We start from the raw sequence: 21,071 nt of genomic DNA on the forward strand, positions 1-21,071 counted from the left end.
TTGTACCACATGAACCTATCTTCCTTAACCAGAATTCCTCTTCCTGCATCCTGTAAATGGCTGCTGGTGCCCGTGCTGGCACTGGTACTGGCATTTACGGGAACTACACAGGAGGCTACTGCACAGGTAAAGCGGCAGAGTCCGCAGGGGCAGCAAAGAGGAGTGGTGCAGTTATCGGGTTTTGTAGCCATCGGCGACAGTTTGTATGGTGTGGGCGGCGTAGTGGTGTATGTGCCGGGCACCAGCCGGGGTACCCAGACAAACGAATTCGGCTACTTTTCGCTGCCTGTATTAACAGGCGACAGCGTGGTGTTCAATGCACTGGGGTATAAAAAAGAATACCTGATCATCCCGGAAAATTATAAAAGCCAGGGTTACTCCATTATTATGCAGTTGCAGGAAGATGTGAAGGAACTGCCAATGGTTGAGGTATTTCCGTGGCCAACGGAACGCGATTTCCGGCAGGCTGTGCTCAATGCAAAACTACCCGACGACGGTCGGGCCGTGGCCATGCGCAACCTGGACCCGGAGGTGCTGGAAGATTTGTTTAAACATACGCCCATGGATGGCGCCGCTAACTTCCGGAACTGGAACCAGCAGCACATACAGCGGGTAGAGCAGAAAAACATGATTCCGACCATCAGTCCCTTTGCTGTGCTCAAACTCATCGACATGATCCGGAACGGGGAGTTTAAGAAGAAGTAAGGTTGAATTGCTGATCTTGCAGCCCTAAAATTCTTTCTGCTCCTGCCACCATACCCTCTCCACAAGCTTACCAGCGAAATATTAAGATGCTGTAAACAAGGTTGCTTCTCATTGCCTATATTTAGTACTACACTGTATGTAGTTGCTTCCATAGTAGCCACACCTTTTTGTCATCCTGGAAGGATCTTGTGGGAAAGCTGCAGGAACGCGATCTATTATACCAAATAGTAAAAAGGATTTTCCATTACGATTCTGCTTTTAGCAGATGTTTCTGCAGCTAGCCCAGAAGATCCCTCCGGGGTGACAGGAGGGAGGAATATTTATATGGAAGCGAATAAATACTATTTGGTATTAATGGAAGAGGCTTTTTATATTCGGTACCAGCAACAAGGGTATATGAAAATAAAACAGTTATTCTGCACAAAGGCAGCCGCGTTATTATTACTACTTGCAGCCTGCACACCCGCAGTTCAGAAACAAAGTACAGCTGTCGTAACGCAACCTGAAACGGCAGCTACCGCACTGGTGTACGTCGGCACTTACGCCGGCCCCGACAGCGAAAGCATCTTCCTTTACCGCCTCGATACCGGTTCCGGCGCGTTAACACGTGTGAGTGCCGTGAAAGCAGGCGAAAACCCTTCGTACCTCACGCTCGACCAGCAGCAGCGCTTCCTGTATGCTGTAAACGAAGTGGGTGAATATAAAGGCAGAAAGGGTGGTGCTGTGAGTGCTTTCACCGTTGATCCGCGCACAGGCGAACTGGTCTTCCTGAACCGGCAGGCTTCTTCCGGTGGCTCGCTTTGCCACATTTCCCTGGATAAAACCGGCAAAACCGTACTGGTAGCCAGCTATGGCGACGGAAGCGTAACCGCCTTCCCGGTACTGGCAGATGGGCAGTTAGGAAACTACACCGACACCGAGCAGCATGAAGGAACAGGGCCAAACAAGGCACGGCAGGAGGGGCCGCATGCGCATTACATTCACCCGGACCCGGCAAACCGGTTTGCTTTCGCCGTGGACCTGGGAACGGACAACATCATGGGGTACCGACTCCAGCCGGAGCAGGCCAGGCTAACACCCAACGAACCTCCAGTAGCCTTTGCAGCAAAACCCGGTGCCGGACCGCGCCACATGGTCTTTCACCCGAACGGCCGCTATGCCTACGTGATCAACGAACTAAACTCCACCATGACAACCCTGGCCTACGACAGCTGCAAGGGCACTTTTTCTGAAATACAAACCAGCACGACCATACCGGCAGGTTTCACGGAGAACAACCAATGCGCTGCTGTAAAGGTGTCGGCAGACGGTAAGTTCCTGTATGGCTCCAACCGTGGGCACAACAGCATTGTCGTATTTGCTATTGATGAAAATACCGGCAGGCTAACGCTGGTAGAGCACGAACCGACCAACGGCAACTGGCCACGCGATTTTACGCTGGATTTAACCGGAACGGTACTGCTGGTGGCAAACGAACGCTCCGGCAACATCGTCACCTACCACATCGACAAAGCCACCGGAAAACTGGCTCCAACCGGACACGAAGTAGAAGTAAGCAAACCCTCCTGCCTGCAGGTGGTGCCGGATAAGCAGCCATGATAGAAGTCCTGCTCCCTTTTACTAACAAAAAGCCGCCGCTCCAGACGGAGCGGCGGCTTTGTAACTACACTTTAAAACTAAACTTACTCCCCCGTCGGAATCTCCACGTCCACATTGTTGAAGCGGATCAGGCCATTGTCTAACGTAGCTTCTACCACAGAATCTTTGTTGATCTTGCCGGCCAGGATCTCTTTCGACAGTTCGTTGAGCACCTGGCGCTGGATCACACGTTTCAGCGGACGGGCACCGAACTGCGGATCGAAACCTTGTTCGCCCAGGTAATCGAGCACCTCGTCGGTAGCTACTAATTGTATGCCGCTTTCTTCCAGGCGGTGCTGGATGTGGCCGAACTGGATGGAAACAATTTTGCGGATATTCTCGCGGCTCAATGGTCGGAACATCACCAGTTCATCGATACGGTTGAGGAACTCCGGCCTTACCGACTTTTTCAGCAGCTCGAACACCTCGTCTTTGGTGCGTTCGATCACTTCCTCTTTGTTGTACTCCTCCATGCTCTCGAAATTGCTCTGGATAATGTGCGAGCCAATGTTCGAGGTCATGATGATGATGGTGTTCTTGAAGTTCACCACGCGGCCTTTGCTGTCGGTCAGGCGGCCATCGTCGAGTACCTGCAGCAGGATGTTGAACACGTCGGGGTGCGCTTTCTCGATCTCGTCGAGCAGCACCACGGAGTAGGGCTTACGGCGCACAGCTTCTGTTAACTGCCCGCCTTCGTCGTACCCGATGTAGCCCGGAGGCGCTCCAATCATACGGCTTACGGCGTGGCGCTCCTGGTACTCGCTCATGTCGATGCGCACCATGGCGTTCTCGTCGTTGAACAGGTAATCGGCCAGGGCTTTGGCCAACTCGGTTTTACCCACACCGGTGGTGCCCAGGAAGATGAACGAGCCGATCGGACGTTTCGGGTCCTGCATGCCGGCACGGCTGCGGCGCACGGCATCGGAAATAGCCTCGATGGCTTCTTCCTGACCGGCCACGCGTTTGCCCAGTTCTGCTTCCAGGTGCAGGAGCTTCTCGCGGTCGCTCTGGAGCATTTTGCTGACTGGGATGCCGGTCCATTTGGCTACTACCTCGGCTATGTCTTCGGAATTTACCTCTTCCTTCAGCATCGGGTTTTCGCCCTGCATTTCCTGTACCTGCTGTTGCAGTTGCTTCAGGTGTGCCTCAGCTTCCTGAATTTTACCGTAACGTAACTCCGCTACGCGACCGTAATCGCCGGAACGTTCGGCTTGTTCTGCCTCCAGCTTATACTGCTCAATATTCTCCTTCTCCTTCTGGATGCCCTCAATAATCTGCTTTTCGTTCTGCCATTTGGCCTTCAGATCATCGCGCTTGCCGCTCAGGTCGGCTATTTCTTTAGAAAGCACGGCCTCTTTATCTTTGTCATTTTCACGACGGATGGCTTCCCGCTCAATCTCCAGCTGCATGATGCGGCGCTGCAACTCGTCGAGCTCCACAGGCAGCGAATCGATTTCAATGCGGAGTTTGGCCGCTGCCTCGTCCATCAGGTCGATGGCCTTGTCGGGCAGGAAACGGTCTGTGATGTAGCGGTTCGAAAGTTCTACAGCGGCAATGATAGCATCGTCTTTGATGCGCACCCCGTGGTGCACTTCGTATTTGTCTTTGATACCACGCAGAATCGAAATAGCATCGGCTACGCTTGGCTCTTCCACCATTACCGCCTGGAAACGTCGTTCCAGTGCTTTATCCTTCTCGATGTACTTCTGGTACTCTTTAAGCGTGGTGGCACCAATGGCATGCAACTCGCCTCGGGCCAAGGCCGGCTTCAGCAGGTTGGCTGCGTCCATGGCACTCTCGCCACCGGCACCGGCTCCTATCAGCGTATGGATCTCATCGATAAAGAGTACTATTTCTCCTTCGGCATCCACTACTTCTTTTATCACCGCTTTCAGGCGTTCTTCGAACTCGCCTTTATACTTGGCACCTGCCACGAGCAAGCCCATGTCGAGGCTCATCAACGTTTTGTTTTTCAGGTTCTCGGGCACGTCGCCGGATACGATGCGTTGCGCCAGGCCTTCTACGATGGCTGTTTTACCCACGCCGGGTTCACCCAGCAGCACCGGGTTGTTCTTGGTCCGGCGGCTCAGGATCTGCAGTACCCGCCTGATCTCCTCGTCGCGGCCAATAACCGGATCTATCTTGCCGGAGCGGGCCAGTTCGTTCAGGTTCTTGGCGTAGCGCTTGAGCGAGTTGTATTTAGCCTCGGCGTTCTGGTCGGTTACCTTGGCGCCGCCGCGAAGTTCTTTGATGGCTTTCTTCAGGTCTTTCTCGTTGAAACCGGCGTCTTTTAACAACGAAGCCACACGGTCGCGGCCCGCCAGGATGCCCAGCAGCATGTGCTCGATGGCGACATATTCATCGCCAAATTCTTTTAAATAAGAAGTAGCTTTCTGCAAGGCCGCAGCCGCATCGTTGGCCAAGTATGGACTACCGCCGCTTACTTTCGGGTAAGCCGCTACAATTTCGTCCAGTTTGCTGTGCAGGATATTTCCGTTTACGTTCAGCTTCTGGAGCAGGAAGTTGGTTACGTTCTCGTCTGTCTCGAGAATCGCTTTTAATATGTGCCCGGTGTCGATAGCCTGCTGCTGGTTGCCGCCTGCTATCTCGGTGGCCTTCTGGATGGCCTCCTGGGCTTTGATGGTATAGTTATTAAAGTTCATTTTCTTAATCCTTTAGCTATCGTTTTGATTTCTGTAATCCTATATAACAACATACGAACCAATTGCATTTTGAGTAGTTTTTATGAAATTATGTCAGGCTGAAAAAGCATGTATTTTATGTTTTACGCCATAATGGCAGCTGTTGCTGCTTTGGAGTACGATGGCGGCCGGATGCAGAAAATCATACTAAAGGTGATTACGGATTGTTTGTGTTCACTTTCTCCAGGATACCTTGCAGCAACTGGTACACCTCCCGCAGTTCTGCCGGGTCTACGATCGCATCCTCTTTCGTGAACTCGAGCCAGGAGCCGGTAGCGTCGTCGTTGGCCTGGAGTTTGAGTTTTGCATCGGGGTGCCGGAGTAGCGTGTTCCGGATAGCTTCATCAGCAAAAAGGGCTTTTACAGTTTCCGGCTGATTTGTTTGGACCATAAAAGCGGCATCGAATTCAGGGTAACCCAGTTTGATATCTTCCATGCCAAACAATTTCTCGACTTCGTTCAGAAGGTCCTGCTCGTGTATATTAAACTGTAAGAACACAGGGTGCGTAATTTTTACCCGCAACAGCGTAGTGGAAAAACCACTCTCAAACCCGCCGCCCAAATCAATGTCGATGTGCAGCAGCGTTTCCCGGCCGTTCTGGTTTAGCAGTGCTGTGTAAGTAAGCAGGTCGCCTTCCTGCTGCATGTCTGCCGCTACTTGTTGCCAGATTTCTGCTTCGGTGTTGCCTGTGAATAACTTTGTTTTTTCCATGTATAGTAGGTGAATGAAAATGCTAAACCTCCTGCGTTTCCGGTGCCCGCTCTACAAACTGTACTTTTCATGAACAGCTCAGGTTGCTTAAATTTTGGGTTTTGATTTCCTGTTCACGTTACTGCCATTGCTTCTCATAGCCAACAGCAAGAGGTTTTGTGAGCAGCAGAGGCTGTGGTGGCAGGGGCAGCAGAATAAATTAGCCGGAATGAACAAGTCCCGGAAGCAGGTGAAGGTGAGATAGAAGCAGAGGGTTGGAAAATGAGGAACTGCTGTAAAACAGAAGATCCCGGCAGCGGGGCTGCACGGGACCAGTAAAGGGTGGATACGTGTTGGTTTAGCTAAGTTGTTCCTTTACTTCTGTGTGACTTTAAACTACAAGGTTAGTCACGGGAACAATACACTGGGGTGTTAGTTAATTTTTGAGTAAGTAGCGATGGTATTTGGCAGTAATCCTACCTGTTGCTGGTTGCTTAACCTTAATTCGACACTTACCTTCAGTTCATCATCAACTTTAAAAAGGCCTCCCATTTTCCGGGGAGTTTCAAGGCCTATTTCAGAAAAATTAAGCTGGATGTTGCTTTTCAGCAGGTCGGCGCCCTGGGTCTTTACGGTACTGAAGTGAACGTTTTCAAGTAAGATGGTTTTTCCTGCCAGGTCCAGCTTAAGTTCTCCTTTGTAATCTTTGCCCTGCCTTCTCAGGCTGAGTACCTCGATGTAGGTGTAAGGATACCTTTTTGCGTTTAGTGTGTTGGCGAAGTCCTTGTTGAGGAGGAGGTTGCCACAGCTGAACTTTTCTACAGGTACCGAGAGCTTTAACCTGTCTTTTCCGGGAAGTTGCCTGTTCAGGTAAAGTGTATCTTTCTGGTTGCCGCTTGTGCTGGTGTAGGCGCAGTTAATGCTTCCGAGGGTTGTGTTTGCCTGTACTGTTATTTTGTTTCCTTTAACAATCACAAACTCTTCTTTTGCCGGCAGCAGCGCTGCACTTAGCATGGAGGCAGTAACCAGAAAGATACGGATAAGCAACATTGTTTACATATTAGAAGGAGATTGCGCCCTCCAGCATGATGCCGTTGAACTGGCCGCCATGCAGGTGGTTGTTTTGAGCGTAACCTTTGTACTGTTGTCTTACATACTCGGCTTTCGCCAGGATGTTTTTGGTTACAAACCAGCCACCGCCTACGGCAACTCTATCGATAGAAATTTCGCTGCCGGCCATCTCTGCTGCTTTCGCCAACGGACCTTCCACTTTGTTGTAACGGCCTGCTACGTAGAAGTTTTCGTTTGATCCGATTCTGTACACCAGGTCAGTGCCGATCTGGTTCCATACACGGTCTGTCGTTTCGTTCGGAGCTTTTCCTTTTGCTCTTTCAAAGTTACCGAAGAATTCAAGCCCGTGGAATTTAACGAACGGGTTAACCACCATGGCAGTGATGTTATCAGTCAGGCCTGGGTTAATGCGGCCGGAAGTAAAGTTAGCAGAAGTAGAGGCTGCAACACCAGCTGCGTTAACGGCTTGCTCCATCACCAGGAAGTAACGTGAGCCGGCACGGTCGCCACCATACAGCGTGTTTCTAACAGAGCTTGAGGTGTGGTAAACAGAACCTGTTAAGCGTACACGCAGGGCGTCAGATAACTGGCTGTCGTAACCCAGTTTACCGATGAAAGAGGCTGCCCGGTTGCCAGGACTCTGGATACCACCCTGAATCTCACCGCCTGTTACGGAACCTACAGCCAGGAAGCCTTTGTACTGGTAGATAGCTTCTGCACCGATTTCGGTTGTAAACGCATCCATGATGTAGTTACCTACGAATGGGTTTTGCAGCGTTTGCGCGTTGTCGCTTCTTCTGAAGTGGGCATCGCCATAGTTAATTTCCATGTGACCAACTTTCAGGGTCAGGTTTTCGAAGATTTTATCAACAACCGGGCTGTTGAGGAACTCCGCTTTGTCTACCTGAATGTAACCACCTTTTACCCAGGCTTCAGAGTGGTGTCTGGATGACAGGTAGGTGATCAGGTTCAGGCGGATACCGTCGGCAAGCGCTACGTCCAGGTTCAGGTTGGCAGAAGCCAGGTTAAAGCCATTTTCTATCGGAACCAGGTTGTTCAGGTTTTTCTCGCCCTGCATTACCGCAGTTGCTGTGTTTTTGTGTTCAAGCGCCTGGAACTGCTGTGTAAAGCCACCGCCTAATCTTACTTTAATGCCTTCGTAAGGAATAGTGTCTGCTTTGGAAGTTTCAAACGTGTTCAGGCCTCTTTTGTCGTAGGGTCTCCAATACTGCATATCGGAGAGTGTGATCTGTGCAAAGGAGCTTAAGCTTAAGCCCAGCATCAAACCTAGGGAAAGTGCGATCTTTTTCATGTGTTTAAGAATTTAATGTGTGGTTAAAGTATTTTTTAGATAATGCTATTTTAGATTGCGTTTGGTTGAAAGTTAACTTTGAAAAGCAGCTTCAGGTCGTTACCGGTTTTTACCGTGCCAAACAGGGCAGTTGGAGGCGCGATGTTGAATTCGGTGAACTTGATGCCTGTTTCGCCGGTCAGGTAAACAGCGCCGCCTTTTACAGTTGTTTCCACGATAAAGGTTACCGGTTTGGTAGTGCCGGCTATGGTCAGGTTGCCGGTTGCCTGTGCTTTGTTGCCGCTCAGGTTTTTGAAAGAAGTCAGGGTGAAGGCGATCTCCGGATGCTTCTTGGTTTTAAGCGTTTCGTAAGCGATCTCATCCATCTTGTCTTTGCCGCTCTTCAAGGTTTCGGTTTTCATAACCACTCTGGCTGATTTCACATCTTTCAGCGAAGCGCCTTCTACAATCATTTCGGCTTTGCCCAGCGATTGTACAGAAGCCATTTCCCAGTCGTGCAGGGTAGAAGTTCCGGTTACTTTAAGTTCGGGCTTGCCGGTCAGCTTGTATTGTTCCTGGGCAAGCAGTTGGTTATTAAAACTCAGACCTAAGAATAAGCCTAATGCGAAAATCAGTTTTAATGCTCTTGAAGTGTTCATGACGTTGTGGGTTTTTATTTTAATAAGTATTATTTGCTCTTGTTTTATGTGTCAAAGGTATAGCGCGAACTTTGCTAAGAGAATGACTTTAATCACTGTATAAGCTGATGTTTATTAACTTTAAGTTTCTCACCCAGAGCAGCATTTCTTTGCTTTTTCGCCTGCCGGTAATGGCCTGGTAGCCAGTGCAGATATTGTTAAAATGCTCGTGCTGCTGTGCGTTAAATTTATATTACAAAGATACAGCAGCCCCCCGCCCGGGGGAATGACAATGGTCAACCACCGGGGTGATGGTTGTTAGTAAGCGAGGTGATGTTTGTTAGTTTTAAAGGGAAAAAGTGCAGGCAGCAATGGCGGGGAAAGAAGTTGAAGGGCAGCAACTGGCGCACAGCCGTGGCGCCAGCGTTTTTGTAGCCGGGAATTGTTGTGGAGGGATTTTATACAAGCAGCAGGAGGAGAGGGTATGGTGGCTGCAGCAGAAGACTTTTTGAGGCTGATGCGGGTTACTTTTTCACTTCCTGCTTAAACACGGCGGCGTAGTGGTCGGCCAGGCGCGTTGGCTCGGGAAGCCGGTACTTTACTGCACAAGCCTTGGCCACTGCGGTAGCTGATTCCAGGTCCATCAGGTGGCCCGGCGATACGAAAACCGGCTTTACATTGTCGCGGGTGCGCAGCACGGTGGCGATTTCTTCTCCTTTATAGATAAGTGGCGAAGTGGAGCCTTTGGCAGCGGCGGGTTCCGTGTATTTGCCTACCAGTACTTTCTTCGCCACACCCATGGTAGGCTTGTTCAGGTGGAGGCCCAGGTGCGTGGCAATGCCCAGCCTGCGGGGGTGCGAAATGCCGTGCCCGTCTACCATGATCAGGTCAGGCTTTTGCTGCAGCTTTTCGTAGGTTTTGAGCAGGTTTGGCGCCTCCCGGAATGCCAGGAAACCGGGAATATACGGCAGCTCCACCGGCCCGTGGTGCCACACTTTTTCCAGCACTTCCAGTTCGGGGTAGCGGAGTAGCACAAATACCGAGAGAATGGTGTCTTCTCCTATAAAAGAAGAATCACAGCCTGCGATCAGTTTAAGCTCGAAATCCGGTTTCTGAATGATTACCCGCTGCTGCAGTTCTTCCTGCTGCCGTGTAAGCGCCTGCACAATGGCCGGATCGGGTGTTTCAAATCTTCGGTAGTAAGCCACGGTTTTTGAGTTATGAGTTAAGAGTTTTCAGGTGAACTTGTGCGGAACTGCTTGTGCTGTACTACGCGCTGCAGGGGTAGATCAGTTTGGCAAACAGCAGGCGCCAGTGACCATCCACATACCCGAAGTGGAACTCAAACGAGGTTTTGGTATGCAGCACCGACTTCTGTACGAGCGGCAGCGTGTTTTTTACCTGGCGCATCTGCTCATCCGACAAACTGGCGTAGTCCCAGTAGCCGCTCTGTTTGAACTTATCAGCATTCCAGGCAAAGCAGCCGTCTTTGCTGTAGCCTGTTCTGCCGCCTTCCATGTCGGCGCAGTCAAATTTAGGGAAAGGTTCTTCTGCCAGGTTGCACTGCTGCACTTCATCTTTTACCGTCAGGAAAGAGCGGTCCTGGTATTCGCGTTTGAACTGGCCGATGTGCTGCACGTGTGTCATTTTAGGCACCGCTCCCGGCTGCTCTATTATCCACAGTCCGTGTGCCGGGTGGATAAACTGCTGGAGTGCTGCGGTATCAGCGGCCTGCAAAGCCGCAAAAAACTGTTGAAAAGCCTTTTCAAAATCTACGGTGTCTGTTGCAGCTGTACTCCTTTCCTGTGATTGGTTTCCGGGTGCGGCAGTAACCGGAGGGGTAGGATCAGCAGTTGTAACCTGGTTGCTGCTTTCGTCGCTCGTGTTGCAGCCTGGCATTAACAGGCAGCCGAGGAGCAGGAGCACCAGGTACGGGAGGAGAAGGGGTTTTGCCGGATGTACGAATGATCGCATTATTCTCAATTGGTTTTGGTCTGGCGCCTGCACGATCCTTTTTGTTTTTACTGACGGAAGCGCTGTTGCAGGCTTTTACGTGTATGCTGCTTCTGCGGACGCACTGCTTTTTGCAGGCGCATTCTTTTATTTAGAACTATGGCGCAACGGGCGCGTAAGAGGGTACATAGTTGGTCTTTCTCTGGTAAAGAGATTAAAGGATGATGTACCATGAAGCAGTTTGTTTTTAAGGATTCCGTAAGAATTGATGTAAAAGAAACCTCGCTGGTTGGCGAACTGGCTATTCCTGAAAATGCCAAAGGACTGATCCTGTTTGTGCAGGACGACCCTTCCACGGAAGTCGGTAAGAGCCATGCGGCCATTGCAGAGCGCCTAAACAAAGAAGGATTTGCCACGCTGCTGTTCGATCTGCTCGATCCGGAGGAAGAAAAAGATTACGAAAACCACCTGGACATCCCGCTCATGACCGAGCACATTATCAACACCGTGTATTGGGTGGAACAGGACGATGTAACCAAAGACCTTAACCTCGGGCTGGTAGGTTCGGAACGGGGTGCTGCTGCTGCCCTGAGTGCCGCCGCAGCGCTGGGCGACATCATAAAGGCTGTGGTGGCAGTAGCCGGAAGAGCCGACCTGGCCTCGCCAACCTTGTCCGATCTGCAGGCGCCTGCCTTGCTGCTGGTGCCCGGCAAAGACGAGGCGCTGATCTCGTTTAACCAGGAAGCCCACGACCAGATTGAGGGAATCCGGGATATGCAGCTGGTGCCGGACGCAACGGCTGCTTTCAAAGAGCCCGGTGCCTTAGAGATGGCTGCCAACCTGGTAGACGAATGGTTTAAAAAGTACCTCGAACCCGGCAAACTGCACCCGCTCCACCAGAACCAGCCGTAGGCTCATCAACAAAAAAGCGAAAGCTGCTGAAAGCACTTTTTGCACCTTGAAAATATCTGCTGCAGCTGTCACCACACCCACTGCTCCTGAAAGGTAAGGGTAACAGGGCAACAGTAAGAAGAGCAGCGGCTATCGTCGTTTGTTACCAGACAGCCGCTGCTGCACGTTATCCCATGTTTTTGATGATCTCATCTCCAAATTCTGAACATTTCAGCAGGGTAGCGCCTTCCATGTGCTGCTGAAGGGGGTAGGGTACACGCTTTGCACTGATTGCTTTCTCCAGGCCCGAGCAGATTAAACCGGAGGCTTCCTGCCAGCCCATATAATCCAGCATCATCACACCGGAAAGAATGACAGCGCCCGGGTTTGCTTTGTCCTGTCCGGCAAGTTCAGGCGTGGTACCGTTGGTCGCTTCAAAGATGGCGTGGCCCGTTTCGTAGTTAATACTGGCGCCCGGCGCCATGTCTACACTGCCTGTCAGGGCTGCCAGCGTATCTGCTATGTAGTTGCCGTTCAGGTTCGGGGCTGCAATCACCGAGAAAGCTGTTGGCTGGCGCACTACCTGCTGCAGGAATACATCGGCAAAAATGTCGTTCACGGTAATATCCCTGGTAGCATTGCTGTAGCCTTTGGCTTTAAGAGTTTCGGCGGTTACGAGCAGTCCCGGCCCGTTCGCTGTCTCTGTGCCGCCAAACTCCTCTTTTAGCAGCGCATAGCCCCAGTTTCGGAAGGCGCCTTCGGTATGTTTCATGATATTGCCCTGGTGCACCAGCGTGAGCGAGTCGTGTTTGTAGGTAATGGCATGCTTCATGGCGGCACGAACCAGGCGCTGAGTGCCTTCTTTAGACACAGGTTTGATGCTGAACCCGGACGTGTCGGGGAAGCGGATTCTGCTGAAACGGGGGGAGAACTGCTTTTTTAAATACTCCTTAAACTTCTCGGTATCTTCTGTGCCTTCTTCAAACTCGATGCCGGCATAAATATCCTCGGTGTTTTCCCGGAAAACGACCACTTTGGTTTGCTCCGGGCTTTTAACCGGGCTGGGAGTGCCGGCAAACCAGCGCACCGGGCGCACCGAAGCATACAGGTCCAGGTCCTGGCGCAGCGCCACACTCAGCGAACGGATGTCTACCCCTTCCGGTGTGGCAAGTGGGCCTTTAATGCCCACCAGGTAATCTTTAAACGCAACAAGTGCTTCTTCCGGAAGCCAGCTGCCTTTTTGCTCAAAAGAACTTTTACCGGCTGCCACTTCTTTCCACCTGATTTTTCTGCTGCCATTATAGGCTTTCGCCACTGCCGTATCTATTACCCGCACAGCGGCTCCCCAGATGTCAGGGCCTGTGCCATCGCCCTGGATAAACGGAATCGTCGGTTCATCAGGCACCTGTAGTTTGCCATCCACGATGGTTATTTTATATGTTAACATTTTTCGTAGGTTTTTGGAGAAGCTTTCACCCATTTCAGAAGGTGCGTTCAGGGGAAAGTGTCTCTTTTATACATTGGTTTTCAGTCTTTTGTTTGTGCAAATTCTGCCTGTTTAAAAAAGGAGTATAAATACGGATTAGGGCCTTTCCGGGAAAACTTCCTGCCCGGAACAGGCTGCGCTATATGGCTGCTTTTTTATCGGAACACGGAGGCGCTGCAGGTGCTGTGAGCGGGCAGGTGAGGCATGCAGGGCAGGAAAGCCAGGTTTAGGAATACCCTATATATCAAAAAGACTCTTATATTTGTCATCTAAACAAGCTGTTACATACAAAAGCAAAAAGAAGCCCCCTGAAAAAGGTACAGGCAGGTGCAAAAAGTGTGGCAGAAGCCTTGTTGCCGGTGAACAGGCTTGTAAAAATGAGAGAAGCAACACCATAAATTTTAGATACCAAACTTAATTTTCAGTAGTTAACTTACTGCAACCTTAAACTAAACAGAGTAATATGACAGCAAAAACAGCAAAAATTGTTTATACCATAACGGATGAGGCGCCTGCACTGGCAACGTATTCTTTCCTGCCGATTGTGAAAACCTTTACGCAGGCAGCCGACATTGCTGTTGAAACAAGAGATATCTCGCTGGCGGGCCGTATCCTGGCAGCTTTCCCGGAGAACCTTTCCGACGAGCAGAAGCAGTCCGACGACCTGGCTTACCTAGGCGACCTGGCTAAAACACCCGAAGCCAATATCATTAAATTACCAAACATCAGTGCTTCTATTCCGCAGCTGACGGCCGCTATCAAGGAGCTGCAGGGGCAAGGGTACAACATCCCGGATTACCCGGCCGACCCGCAGAACGACGAGCAGAAAGACATTAAAGCCCGCTACGCCAAAATTCTGGGTAGTGCCGTTAACCCTGTGCTGCGCGAAGGTAACTCCGACCGCCGTGTGGCCGCTGCCGTAAAGGAATACGCTAAAGCACACCCGCACTCCATGGGCAAATGGTCTTCGGATTCTAAAACCCACGTAGCCCACATGACCAGCGGCGACTTCTACGGCAGCGAGCAGTCTGTGGTAGTAGATAAAGCGACCGACGTACGCATCGAGTTGGTTGGCGCCAACGGCGACACCAAAGTCCTGAAAGACAAAGTAGCCCTGAAAGCCGGCGAAGTGATGGATTCTTCGGTGATGAGCAAAAATGCGCTGCGTTCTTTCCTGGAAGAAGAAATCAGAGAAGCCAAAGAACAGGACATCCTGCTGTCGCTGCACCTGAAGGCTACCATGATGAAGGTATCTGACCCTATCATGTTCGGCCATGCCGTTAAAGTGTTCTTCCGCAATACTTTCGATAAGCACGCCGCTACCTTCAAAGAAATTGGTGTGGATGCCAACAACGGTCTGGGCGACGTGTATGCTAAAATCCAGAAGCTGTCGGACGAGAAACGTGCCGAAATCGAAGCCGATCTGAAAGCCGAGATGGAGCAACGCCCGGAACTGGCGATGGTAAACTCCGACAAAGGCATCACGAACCTGCACGTACCAAGCGACGTGATCATTGACGCGTCTATGCCGGCTGCCATCCGTTCGTCCGGCCAGATGTGGGGACCCGACGGTAAACTGCACGATACCAAAGCCATTATCCCGGACCGTTCGTATGCCGGCATTTACCAGGAAGTAATCCAGTTCTGCAAAGAAAACGGCGCTTTCGACCCGACTACTATGGGCACTGTTCCGAACATTGGCCTGATGGCGCAGAAGGCGGAAGAGTATGGCTCACACGATAAAACATTTGAAATAGCCGAAGCAGGTTCCGTACGCATTGTAGATGCCGACGGCAACACGCTGATGGAGCAGAAGGTAGAGCAGGGCGATATCTTCAGAGCCTGCCAGACCAAAGACCTGCCTATCCAGGACTGGGTGAAGCTGGCCGTTACCCGTGCCCGCATCACCGGCTCCCCAGCCATCTTCTGGCTCGACCCACAGCGCGCGCACGATGCCAACCTTATCAAAAAAGTAGAGAAGTATCTGCAGGACCACGACACCAACGGCCTGGAAGTAAAAATCATGTCGCCGGTAGAAGCCATGCGCTACAGCTGCGAGCGTGCCAAAGCCGGTAAAGACACCATTTCGGTAACCGGTAACGTACTCCGCGACTACCTGACGGACCTGTTCCCGATTCTTGAATTAGGTACCAGCGCCAAAATGCTTTCTATCGTTCCGTTGCTGGATGGCGGTGGCCTGTTTGAAACAGGTGCCGGTGGTTCTGCACCAAAGCACGTAGAGCAGTTCCTGGAAGAAAACTACCTGCGTTGGGATTCGCTCGGCGAGTTCCTGGCCCTGGCGGTATCGCTGGAAGACCTGGCCTACAAAACCAAGAATTCTAAAGCAGAAGTACTGGCCGAAGCCCTGAACAAAGCCAACGCCGAGTTCCTGGAGAAAGACAAGTCGCCGGCCCGTAAAGTAGGCGGCATCGACAACCGCGGCAGCCACTTCTACCTCGCCCTCTACTGGGCACAAGCCATGGCCGAGCAGTCGAAAGACCAGGAACTGAAAGACCGCTTCTCGAAACTAGCCAAAGAACTGACCGACAACGAGCAGAAGATTGTAGAAGAGCAAATCGCCGCACAAGGCAAGCCAAACGACATCGGTGGCTACTACCACCCGGATGCCGCAAAAGCTGAAAAAGCCATGCGCCCAAGCGAAACGCTGAATGCGGCTCTGGATAATTTCTAAGAGAAGCTGAATAAGATAGGAAAGGCTGCCTGAGGTGATGCTCGGGCAGCCTTTTTTGTTGATATCTGAATACCGCAAGTTTGAGCGCAGCGGTAACTTGTGGTAAACTATGAGGCCAGTTTTCAACTGGCGGATTAAGGCTGATTGAATGTACGCCTTTACAAACTGGCAGTAGGGAGCGGTAAAACAGCAGGAGCCAGGAGCAGAGGCAATGGAGGGTGGTGCAGAAGAAATTTCTCGCGCTGCTGGCTGACTATTGGAGGTGAATTTAGACTGAAAAAGTGTATTGTACCGCCTACCACAGCCTTAGCGCCTAAAAAGCCTACTGTTGCCGCCTTGCATGGTAAGGCCGTTGCCAGTAAATCACGCTTGCTTTGTCAGAGAAACACCGAAATGGCGGAGAGAGAAATTATGATGGAAGGATGACCTGTTAATGTGTATCTACCTGCCACCATTGTGTTGACTGCTATTCAAAATCAGTATGTAGGTGTAGTTACAAACACACCCAGTTAATATGAAACAGCAGTTTGTTCGGTAGATTCATGGTTCTCTAAATTTAGGTCTTCAATTAGCTCTATTCCTAAATAACTATTTCTATATCGTTTAAAAGCCATTTGATGTGCTTCATCCTTAGTCCATCTTTTTATATGTTTAATCTTGGTTTTTTCTTGATCGGAATCTGTTAGTAAGACTTTATCTATTACTTCATCAATTATTTTACAACATATAAAAGGCTCATTTACAACCTGAGCTTCTGCAAATCGGATTACTATCCAGCCATTTTCATTGAAGAATTTGTCTCTTAAATAATCTTTTGATTCAATATAGTGTATTGGAGTGCCTGTACTGCCCACATAAGGTTCATCAATCTCAATGTCAATACATAACCCGTTCTCTTGATTATAATAGGTGATATCAGGTAAAAAGCTAATAGCAGTAGAATCTTTGTTGAAATTAATAGTATAGTTTGAATGTATTTTATCTTTATAACTCTTAGCCTTATCCGCAAAAATGTTATAGTATTTTAAACGAAGTAAGAATTTTTTTTCCGCAACTCCTTTTCTTATATTTTCACTTGCAGGATGTATCTCAGGCTTTTTTACAGTTTCAAGAAACTCATTAACTTTTTGCCTTCTAAAAGTTTGAATATATTCTTTACTTTTAATATTTTTTGTTTCTAAATTATATAGATTTAAGGCTTCAAGATAAAGAGGTGCTTCTATTTCCTGATAAAATTTAAGATTCTCTTCATATGATTTATTCGATTCCTCTAACCTGCTATAATAATTCTCTAACTCTAATTTAAAGCCTTGTTTGTACAATCGAAGTTTTGAACTGTAGCTTTTTTTCTCAAACTCATACTTTGCTTTTGCTTTAATATTATTGTTAACTCCATAATAAATGCCTAAGACACCTACAAGAAACATAATTGAACCCATCAGTAAGGCTTGTCCTGAAGAGCTATTTGAATTGTTTGAGATGTATAATAAAATAACTCCCATAAAGAGAAATAACCAAGCAAATCCATAGCTGGATTTATTAAAAATAGGTTCAGGTGGAGGATTTTCTCGAGGAGGAGGCAATTCTTTCTGAACAGGCGGTTCAGGTTTTGTAGGCATTTGTAAAAGCGGCGGAAGCATAATATGGATTTCCTTTAGCTTACTAGGAATTTTTATTATCGGATAGGTTTCCAAAGTGTCTATATTTTTATATAGGGTGCAAAATAAATTACACTCCCAACTACTCGTAATTAACGCCTATTGTTGAGAGTGCTTTTCCCGAGCCTCTTCTATATACTTTTTGGATACATTAAGTAAATACTTTCGTGGCTCTGCCATTGGATGGCTTTTGCCAGGCTTGGTTAGTCTTTCATGTTCAATGTATCTTTTATTAATGTTAGTCCAATCTTTAGGATATATTCTTATAAATTCATTAATAAAATCATATCACTAAAACCAACTGGCATACTTAAAGCTAACTTAGGCAGTTTTTCTTCCTTTTTCATTATTATCTGCCCTTTTGATACTCTTTCTCTTCCCATATTTTGAAATAGATTCTTATTTTGATAATTGTCCTAAATGGAGTCATTCAGATTTTCTGTACAATACCTGAAGTTGTTCTTACCCAGTAAGAGGAATAGGTTTGTTCTTTAAGCTATTATACCGTTACTATTTCTTTATTTTTTACCCAATATATACAATTTTTTTTAGGGATTAATTAGATATCAAAGTTTTTCCCTGTGTCAGTGTTATGTCTATCAAACAGTACCTCCCACCAAATCCTCACCTCCTCCCAAATCCCACTCAAAACCCCTAACTTGCCAATCAAACAAAAACCACCTCCGCCCGCACCACCCCCATGGAAGAGCAGCAACCCCCTTTCGAGCCATTTGAAAGAGCAAAGGCAATGGAGACGGCCGGAGCAGATGCGTTTGCGGCTTTCCTGGCTGCCAAGGGGGAACCTGCGCCTGCACCACATGATGCCAACACCATCATCGTTATTGGCAAACACCGCTACTACAACCTGTTCAGTGCTCAACTGGTCTCCTGCGGCCTGAGCAGCAGCGGCGAACCGAAGGCGCCTTTTACTATCCTCAACCCCGTCGACCTGGTGTGGCGCACCGAGAAGCTGGAGGAAGTGAAGTTCTACAACGCCATCACCAAATTCCAGAACTTCTACGAGAAATCGCCTGCCGACCTGGAGGGGTTGCAGGCGCTGGTCCGGAACCCGCTCCGGTACCCCTTCTACCTCCACGACAGCCAGGTATCCGAAAAAATAACATCCCGCGCCATTGCCCCTGTGCCCGTAAGCCAGCCGCAGCTCGATTTTAAGGTGCGGGTGAGTCTGCACGAAGACGTGTTCGGCGTAACAAGCGATTTGTTTATCAATGGCGCCTACACTACCCTCTCCCGCGTCAGCATCCGGTTCGATTACTTCCTGCTCGTGGACGGCAGCTGGTACCTGAGCACGAAGGCAGCGCTGCCGCCCATTATCGCGTATTTTCAGCGGCAGGACAACAACCTGTGGCTGTCGCATGATGCCTTCCTGCAGTTTCAGCAGCAGGTGCTGTCGGAGATGGAAAACCATGTGCCGGTGGCGCATACCTACCAGAAGCCCGTTCGGCGGAAGAACAACGGCTACAACGGTCCGCCCGAAAAACTGCTGTACCTCTTCGACATGGAGAACTACGTGCTGCTGCACCCCTTTATGCGCTATGGCGAGTCGGAGGTGTCGGTGTTTTCGCAGAAGCAGCTGTATGCCCAGGACAAGCGCGGCAAAGTGTTTCCTGTATCGCGCGACGACAGGGCAGAAGAAGCTTTTATCGCGCTGCTCGTGCAGCAGCACTCGACTTTCTGGGAGCAGCTGGAAAACCCGTGGGAGTACTTTTACCTACACAAAACACGTTTCCTTGCGGAGGAGTGGTTCCTGGAAGCCTTCGAGACGCTGCGGGAGCAGGGGGTGCGCATCTACGGGTTTAACGACATCAAAGGCAACAAACTGAACCAGCACAAAGCCCGCATCTCCATTCAGGTAGCCAGCGGCCTGAACTGGTTCAACGCCAACGTGGTGGTGCACTTCGGCCGCAAAAAGGCTCCGCTCAAGCAGCTGCACAAGTCGGTGGCGAACAAAAGCAAATACGTGCTTCTCGACGACGGCACCATGGGCATTATCCCGGAGGAGTGGCTGCAGCGCTTCGAAGGCTATTTCGAGACAGGCGAGGTGACCGACGAAAGCATCCGGATTCCGAAAACGAACTTCGAAGTGCTGGAAGAACTCTACGAAGCGCACATGCTCGACGAGGAGGTACAGCAGGAACTGCACCGCTACCACGCGCAGCTGTCGGCCATTACGGACATTGCGCCCGTACCCGTTCCGGCAGACTTGCAGGCCACACTGCGGCCTTACCAGCTGCAGGGCCTGAGCTGGCTCAACACCCTCGACGACTTCGGCTTCGGCGGCTGTCTCGCCGACGACATGGGGCTGGGCAAAACAGTGCAGCTGATTGCCTTTATGCTCCTGCTGCGCCAGAAGCGCGGCCCGAAAACGCACCTGCTCGTGCTGCCGACTTCGCTCATCCACAATTGGCAGGAGGAGCTGCAACGCTTTGCGCCCTCGCTGCAGGTACACGTGCACCACGGCCCCGACCGGCGCAAATCGGCAGCAGCTTTTGCCGCACACGATGTGGTTATCACGACCTACAACCTCCTGGTGTCGGACATCACCTTCCTGAAGAAGTTCCAGTTCAGCTACGTGTTCCTCGACGAATCGCAGTTCATCAAAAACCCGAATTCACAGCGCTACAAGGCGGCCCGCCTGCTGCAGGCCCGCAACCAAATTGTGCTGTCGGGAACGCCGCTGGAGAACAATACCTTCGATATTTACGCCCAGTTCTCCTTTGCCTGCCCCGGTTTACTCGGCTCGCTGCGGTACTTCCGCCACACCTATGCCGCCTCCATCGACAAGTTTAAAGACCAGCGGAGCGCCCGGGACCTGCAGCGGAAAATCAGCCCCTTCCTCCTGCGCCGCACCAAAGACGAAGTAGCCAAAGAACTGCCCGACAAAGTGGAAACGGTTCTTTACTGCGAGATGGGGGAGGAGCAGCGCAAAATCTACGACGCCTACGAACGCGAATTCCGGGACTACATTTCGGCCAGCGACGAAGAAGAAATCAAGAAGAAACCGATGCACGTGCTGCGCGGCATCACCAAACTGCGCCAGATCTGCAACTCCCCCCTGCTCACCGGCGACGATAAAATTTTCGGAAGCGCTTCTGCCAAAATAGACATGCTCCTGCAGCAAATCAGGAGCGTATCGCGGCACCACAAGGTGCTCGTGTTCTCGCAGTTCGTGTCCATGCTGGAACTGATAAAGCAGGAATTGCAGAAGGAGGAAATTAAATTCGCCTGGCTCACCGGCAGCACCCGCAACCGTGGCGAGGTAGTGCGGCAGTTCCAGGAAGATGTGGAAACGCGCGTATTCCTGGTGAGTTTAAAAGCCGGTGGCACCGGCCTGAACTTAACCGCCGCCGATTACGTGTTCCTCGTAGACCCCTGGTGGAACCCCGCCGTAGAAAACCAGGCCATCGACCGCAGCTACCGCATCGGGCAGGACAAAAAAGTTATCGCCGTACGCCTCATCTGCCCCGACACCGTGGAAGAGAAAATCCAGATCCTGCAGCAAAACAAAGCAACGTTGGCGACCGATTTGGTAAGCACCGAAAACAGTTTTTTCAAGTCAATGACGAAAGAAGATTGGTTGAGATTAACGTAGGGGCAGGCCCATGTGCCTGCCCAATCGTTCCCGAACCATGTC

Annotated in this window: 14 protein-coding genes; 5 read left to right on the top strand and 9 right to left on the bottom strand. The window is 50.3% G+C overall.

Translation table 11 applies throughout. The annotated features are described in order from the left end of the window. The first annotated feature begins 9 nt into the window (after positions 1 to 9). Positions 10 to 705, top strand: coding sequence for a carboxypeptidase-like regulatory domain-containing protein (locus DCW36_RS08175; protein WP_240676095.1), 696 nt, complete (start codon positions 10 to 12; stop codon positions 703 to 705). Between the two features lie 396 nt (positions 706 to 1,101). Further along, positions 1,102 to 2,304: a lactonase family protein gene (locus tag DCW36_RS08180; protein ID WP_164891069.1), complete on the top strand. Its 1,203-nt coding sequence runs from the start codon at positions 1,102 to 1,104 to the stop codon at positions 2,302 to 2,304. Positions 2,305 to 2,387: 83 nt separating this feature from the next. On the opposite strand, the gene clpB is transcribed toward DCW36_RS08180, so the two are convergent. The 7 genes from clpB to DCW36_RS08215 all read right to left on the bottom strand — a co-directional run bounded on the left by clpB (position 2,388) and on the right by DCW36_RS08215 (position 10,710). Further along, positions 2,388 to 5,006 carry an ATP-dependent chaperone ClpB gene (gene clpB, locus DCW36_RS08185; RefSeq protein WP_114781847.1) on the bottom strand — a complete coding sequence of 873 codons (2,619 nt, stop codon included), beginning with the start codon at positions 5,004 to 5,006 and terminating at the stop codon, positions 2,388 to 2,390. Between the two features lie 196 nt (positions 5,007 to 5,202). After that, positions 5,203 to 5,757, bottom strand: a complete 555-nt coding sequence (locus tag DCW36_RS08190) for a hypothetical protein (RefSeq protein ID WP_114781848.1) — start codon at positions 5,755 to 5,757, stop codon at positions 5,203 to 5,205. A gap of 411 nt (positions 5,758 to 6,168) precedes the next feature. Then, on the bottom strand, positions 6,169 to 6,786 hold the full coding sequence (locus tag DCW36_RS08195) for a hypothetical protein (protein WP_114781849.1): 618 nt from the start codon (positions 6,784 to 6,786) through the stop codon (positions 6,169 to 6,171). Positions 6,787 to 6,796: 10 nt separating this feature from the next. Further along, the gene (locus tag DCW36_RS08200) at positions 6,797 to 8,119 is read right to left on the bottom strand and encodes a hypothetical protein (protein ID WP_114781850.1); all 1,323 of its coding nucleotides are present in this window, start codon (positions 8,117 to 8,119) and stop codon (positions 6,797 to 6,799) included. A 50-nt stretch (positions 8,120 to 8,169) separates the two neighbouring features. Next, positions 8,170 to 8,757 carry a YceI family protein gene (locus DCW36_RS08205; RefSeq protein ID WP_114781851.1) on the bottom strand — a complete coding sequence of 196 codons (588 nt, stop codon included), beginning with the start codon at positions 8,755 to 8,757 and terminating at the stop codon, positions 8,170 to 8,172. Positions 8,758 to 9,260: 503 nt separating this feature from the next. After that, positions 9,261 to 9,944 (bottom strand): deoxyribonuclease V, encoded by a 684-nt coding sequence (gene nfi, locus DCW36_RS08210; RefSeq protein WP_114781852.1) that lies wholly within the window; start codon positions 9,942 to 9,944, stop codon positions 9,261 to 9,263. Positions 9,945 to 10,005: 61 nt separating this feature from the next. Further along, complete coding sequence (locus DCW36_RS08215) at positions 10,006 to 10,710, bottom strand: hypothetical protein (protein ID WP_128396960.1); 705 nt, start codon at positions 10,708 to 10,710, stop codon at positions 10,006 to 10,008. A 210-nt stretch (positions 10,711 to 10,920) separates the two neighbouring features. Between DCW36_RS08215 and DCW36_RS08220 the strand changes: the two genes are divergently transcribed. Beyond that, positions 10,921 to 11,601: a dienelactone hydrolase family protein gene (locus DCW36_RS08220; protein ID WP_114781854.1), complete on the top strand. Its 681-nt coding sequence runs from the start codon at positions 10,921 to 10,923 to the stop codon at positions 11,599 to 11,601. A gap of 166 nt (positions 11,602 to 11,767) precedes the next feature. Here the strand turns inward: DCW36_RS08220 and icd are convergent, their stop codons facing one another. Next, entirely contained in the window at positions 11,768 to 13,027 is a 1,260-nt protein-coding gene (gene icd, locus DCW36_RS08225) for an NADP-dependent isocitrate dehydrogenase (RefSeq protein ID WP_114781920.1), read from the bottom strand. Between the two features lie 502 nt (positions 13,028 to 13,529). Between icd and DCW36_RS08230 the strand changes: the two genes are divergently transcribed. Further along, complete coding sequence (locus DCW36_RS08230; protein ID WP_114781855.1) at positions 13,530 to 15,758, top strand: NADP-dependent isocitrate dehydrogenase; 2,229 nt, start codon at positions 13,530 to 13,532, stop codon at positions 15,756 to 15,758. 509 nt (positions 15,759 to 16,267) lie between these two features. Here DCW36_RS08230 and DCW36_RS08235 read toward each other — a convergent pair. Further along, the gene (locus tag DCW36_RS08235) at positions 16,268 to 17,452 is read right to left on the bottom strand and encodes a hypothetical protein (protein WP_125185363.1); all 1,185 of its coding nucleotides are present in this window, start codon (positions 17,450 to 17,452) and stop codon (positions 16,268 to 16,270) included. A gap of 664 nt (positions 17,453 to 18,116) precedes the next feature. On the opposite strand from DCW36_RS08235, the gene DCW36_RS08245 reads away from it, so the two are divergent. Further along, a complete protein-coding gene (locus tag DCW36_RS08245) occupies positions 18,117 to 21,029 on the top strand; it encodes a DEAD/DEAH box helicase (protein WP_114781857.1) in 2,913 nt (970 codons plus the stop codon). Positions 21,030 to 21,071: the final 42 nt, after the last annotated feature.

The sequence above is a fragment of the Botryobacter ruber genome (genome assembly GCF_003347595.2).
In the GTDB taxonomy this organism is placed as follows: Bacteria; Bacteroidota; Bacteroidia; order Cytophagales; family Hymenobacteraceae; genus Pontibacter; species Pontibacter ruber_A.

Coding starts and splice junctions, on each gene's coding strand:
- DCW36_RS08245 (WP_114781857.1), top strand. CDS start 18,117: ATGGAAGAGCAGCAACCCCCTTTCGAGCCATTTGAAAGAGCAAAGGCA.
- DCW36_RS08180 (WP_164891069.1), top strand. CDS start 1,102: ATGAAAATAAAACAGTTATTCTGCACAAAGGCAGCCGCGTTATTATTA.
- DCW36_RS08190 (WP_114781848.1), bottom strand. CDS start 5,757: ATGGAAAAAACAAAGTTATTCACAGGCAACACCGAAGCAGAAATCTGG.
- DCW36_RS08195 (WP_114781849.1), bottom strand. CDS start 6,786: ATGTTGCTTATCCGTATCTTTCTGGTTACTGCCTCCATGCTAAGTGCA.
- DCW36_RS08215 (WP_128396960.1), bottom strand. CDS start 10,710: ATGCGATCATTCGTACATCCGGCAAAACCCCTTCTCCTCCCGTACCTG.
- icd (WP_114781920.1), bottom strand. CDS start 13,027: ATGTTAACATATAAAATAACCATCGTGGATGGCAAACTACAGGTGCCT.
- DCW36_RS08200 (WP_114781850.1), bottom strand. CDS start 8,119: ATGAAAAAGATCGCACTTTCCCTAGGTTTGATGCTGGGCTTAAGCTTA.
- DCW36_RS08205 (WP_114781851.1), bottom strand. CDS start 8,757: ATGAACACTTCAAGAGCATTAAAACTGATTTTCGCATTAGGCTTATTC.
- clpB (WP_114781847.1), bottom strand. CDS start 5,006: ATGAACTTTAATAACTATACCATCAAAGCCCAGGAGGCCATCCAGAAG.
- DCW36_RS08230 (WP_114781855.1), top strand. CDS start 13,530: ATGACAGCAAAAACAGCAAAAATTGTTTATACCATAACGGATGAGGCG.
- DCW36_RS08220 (WP_114781854.1), top strand. CDS start 10,921: ATGAAGCAGTTTGTTTTTAAGGATTCCGTAAGAATTGATGTAAAAGAA.
- DCW36_RS08175 (WP_240676095.1), top strand. CDS start 10: ATGAACCTATCTTCCTTAACCAGAATTCCTCTTCCTGCATCCTGTAAA.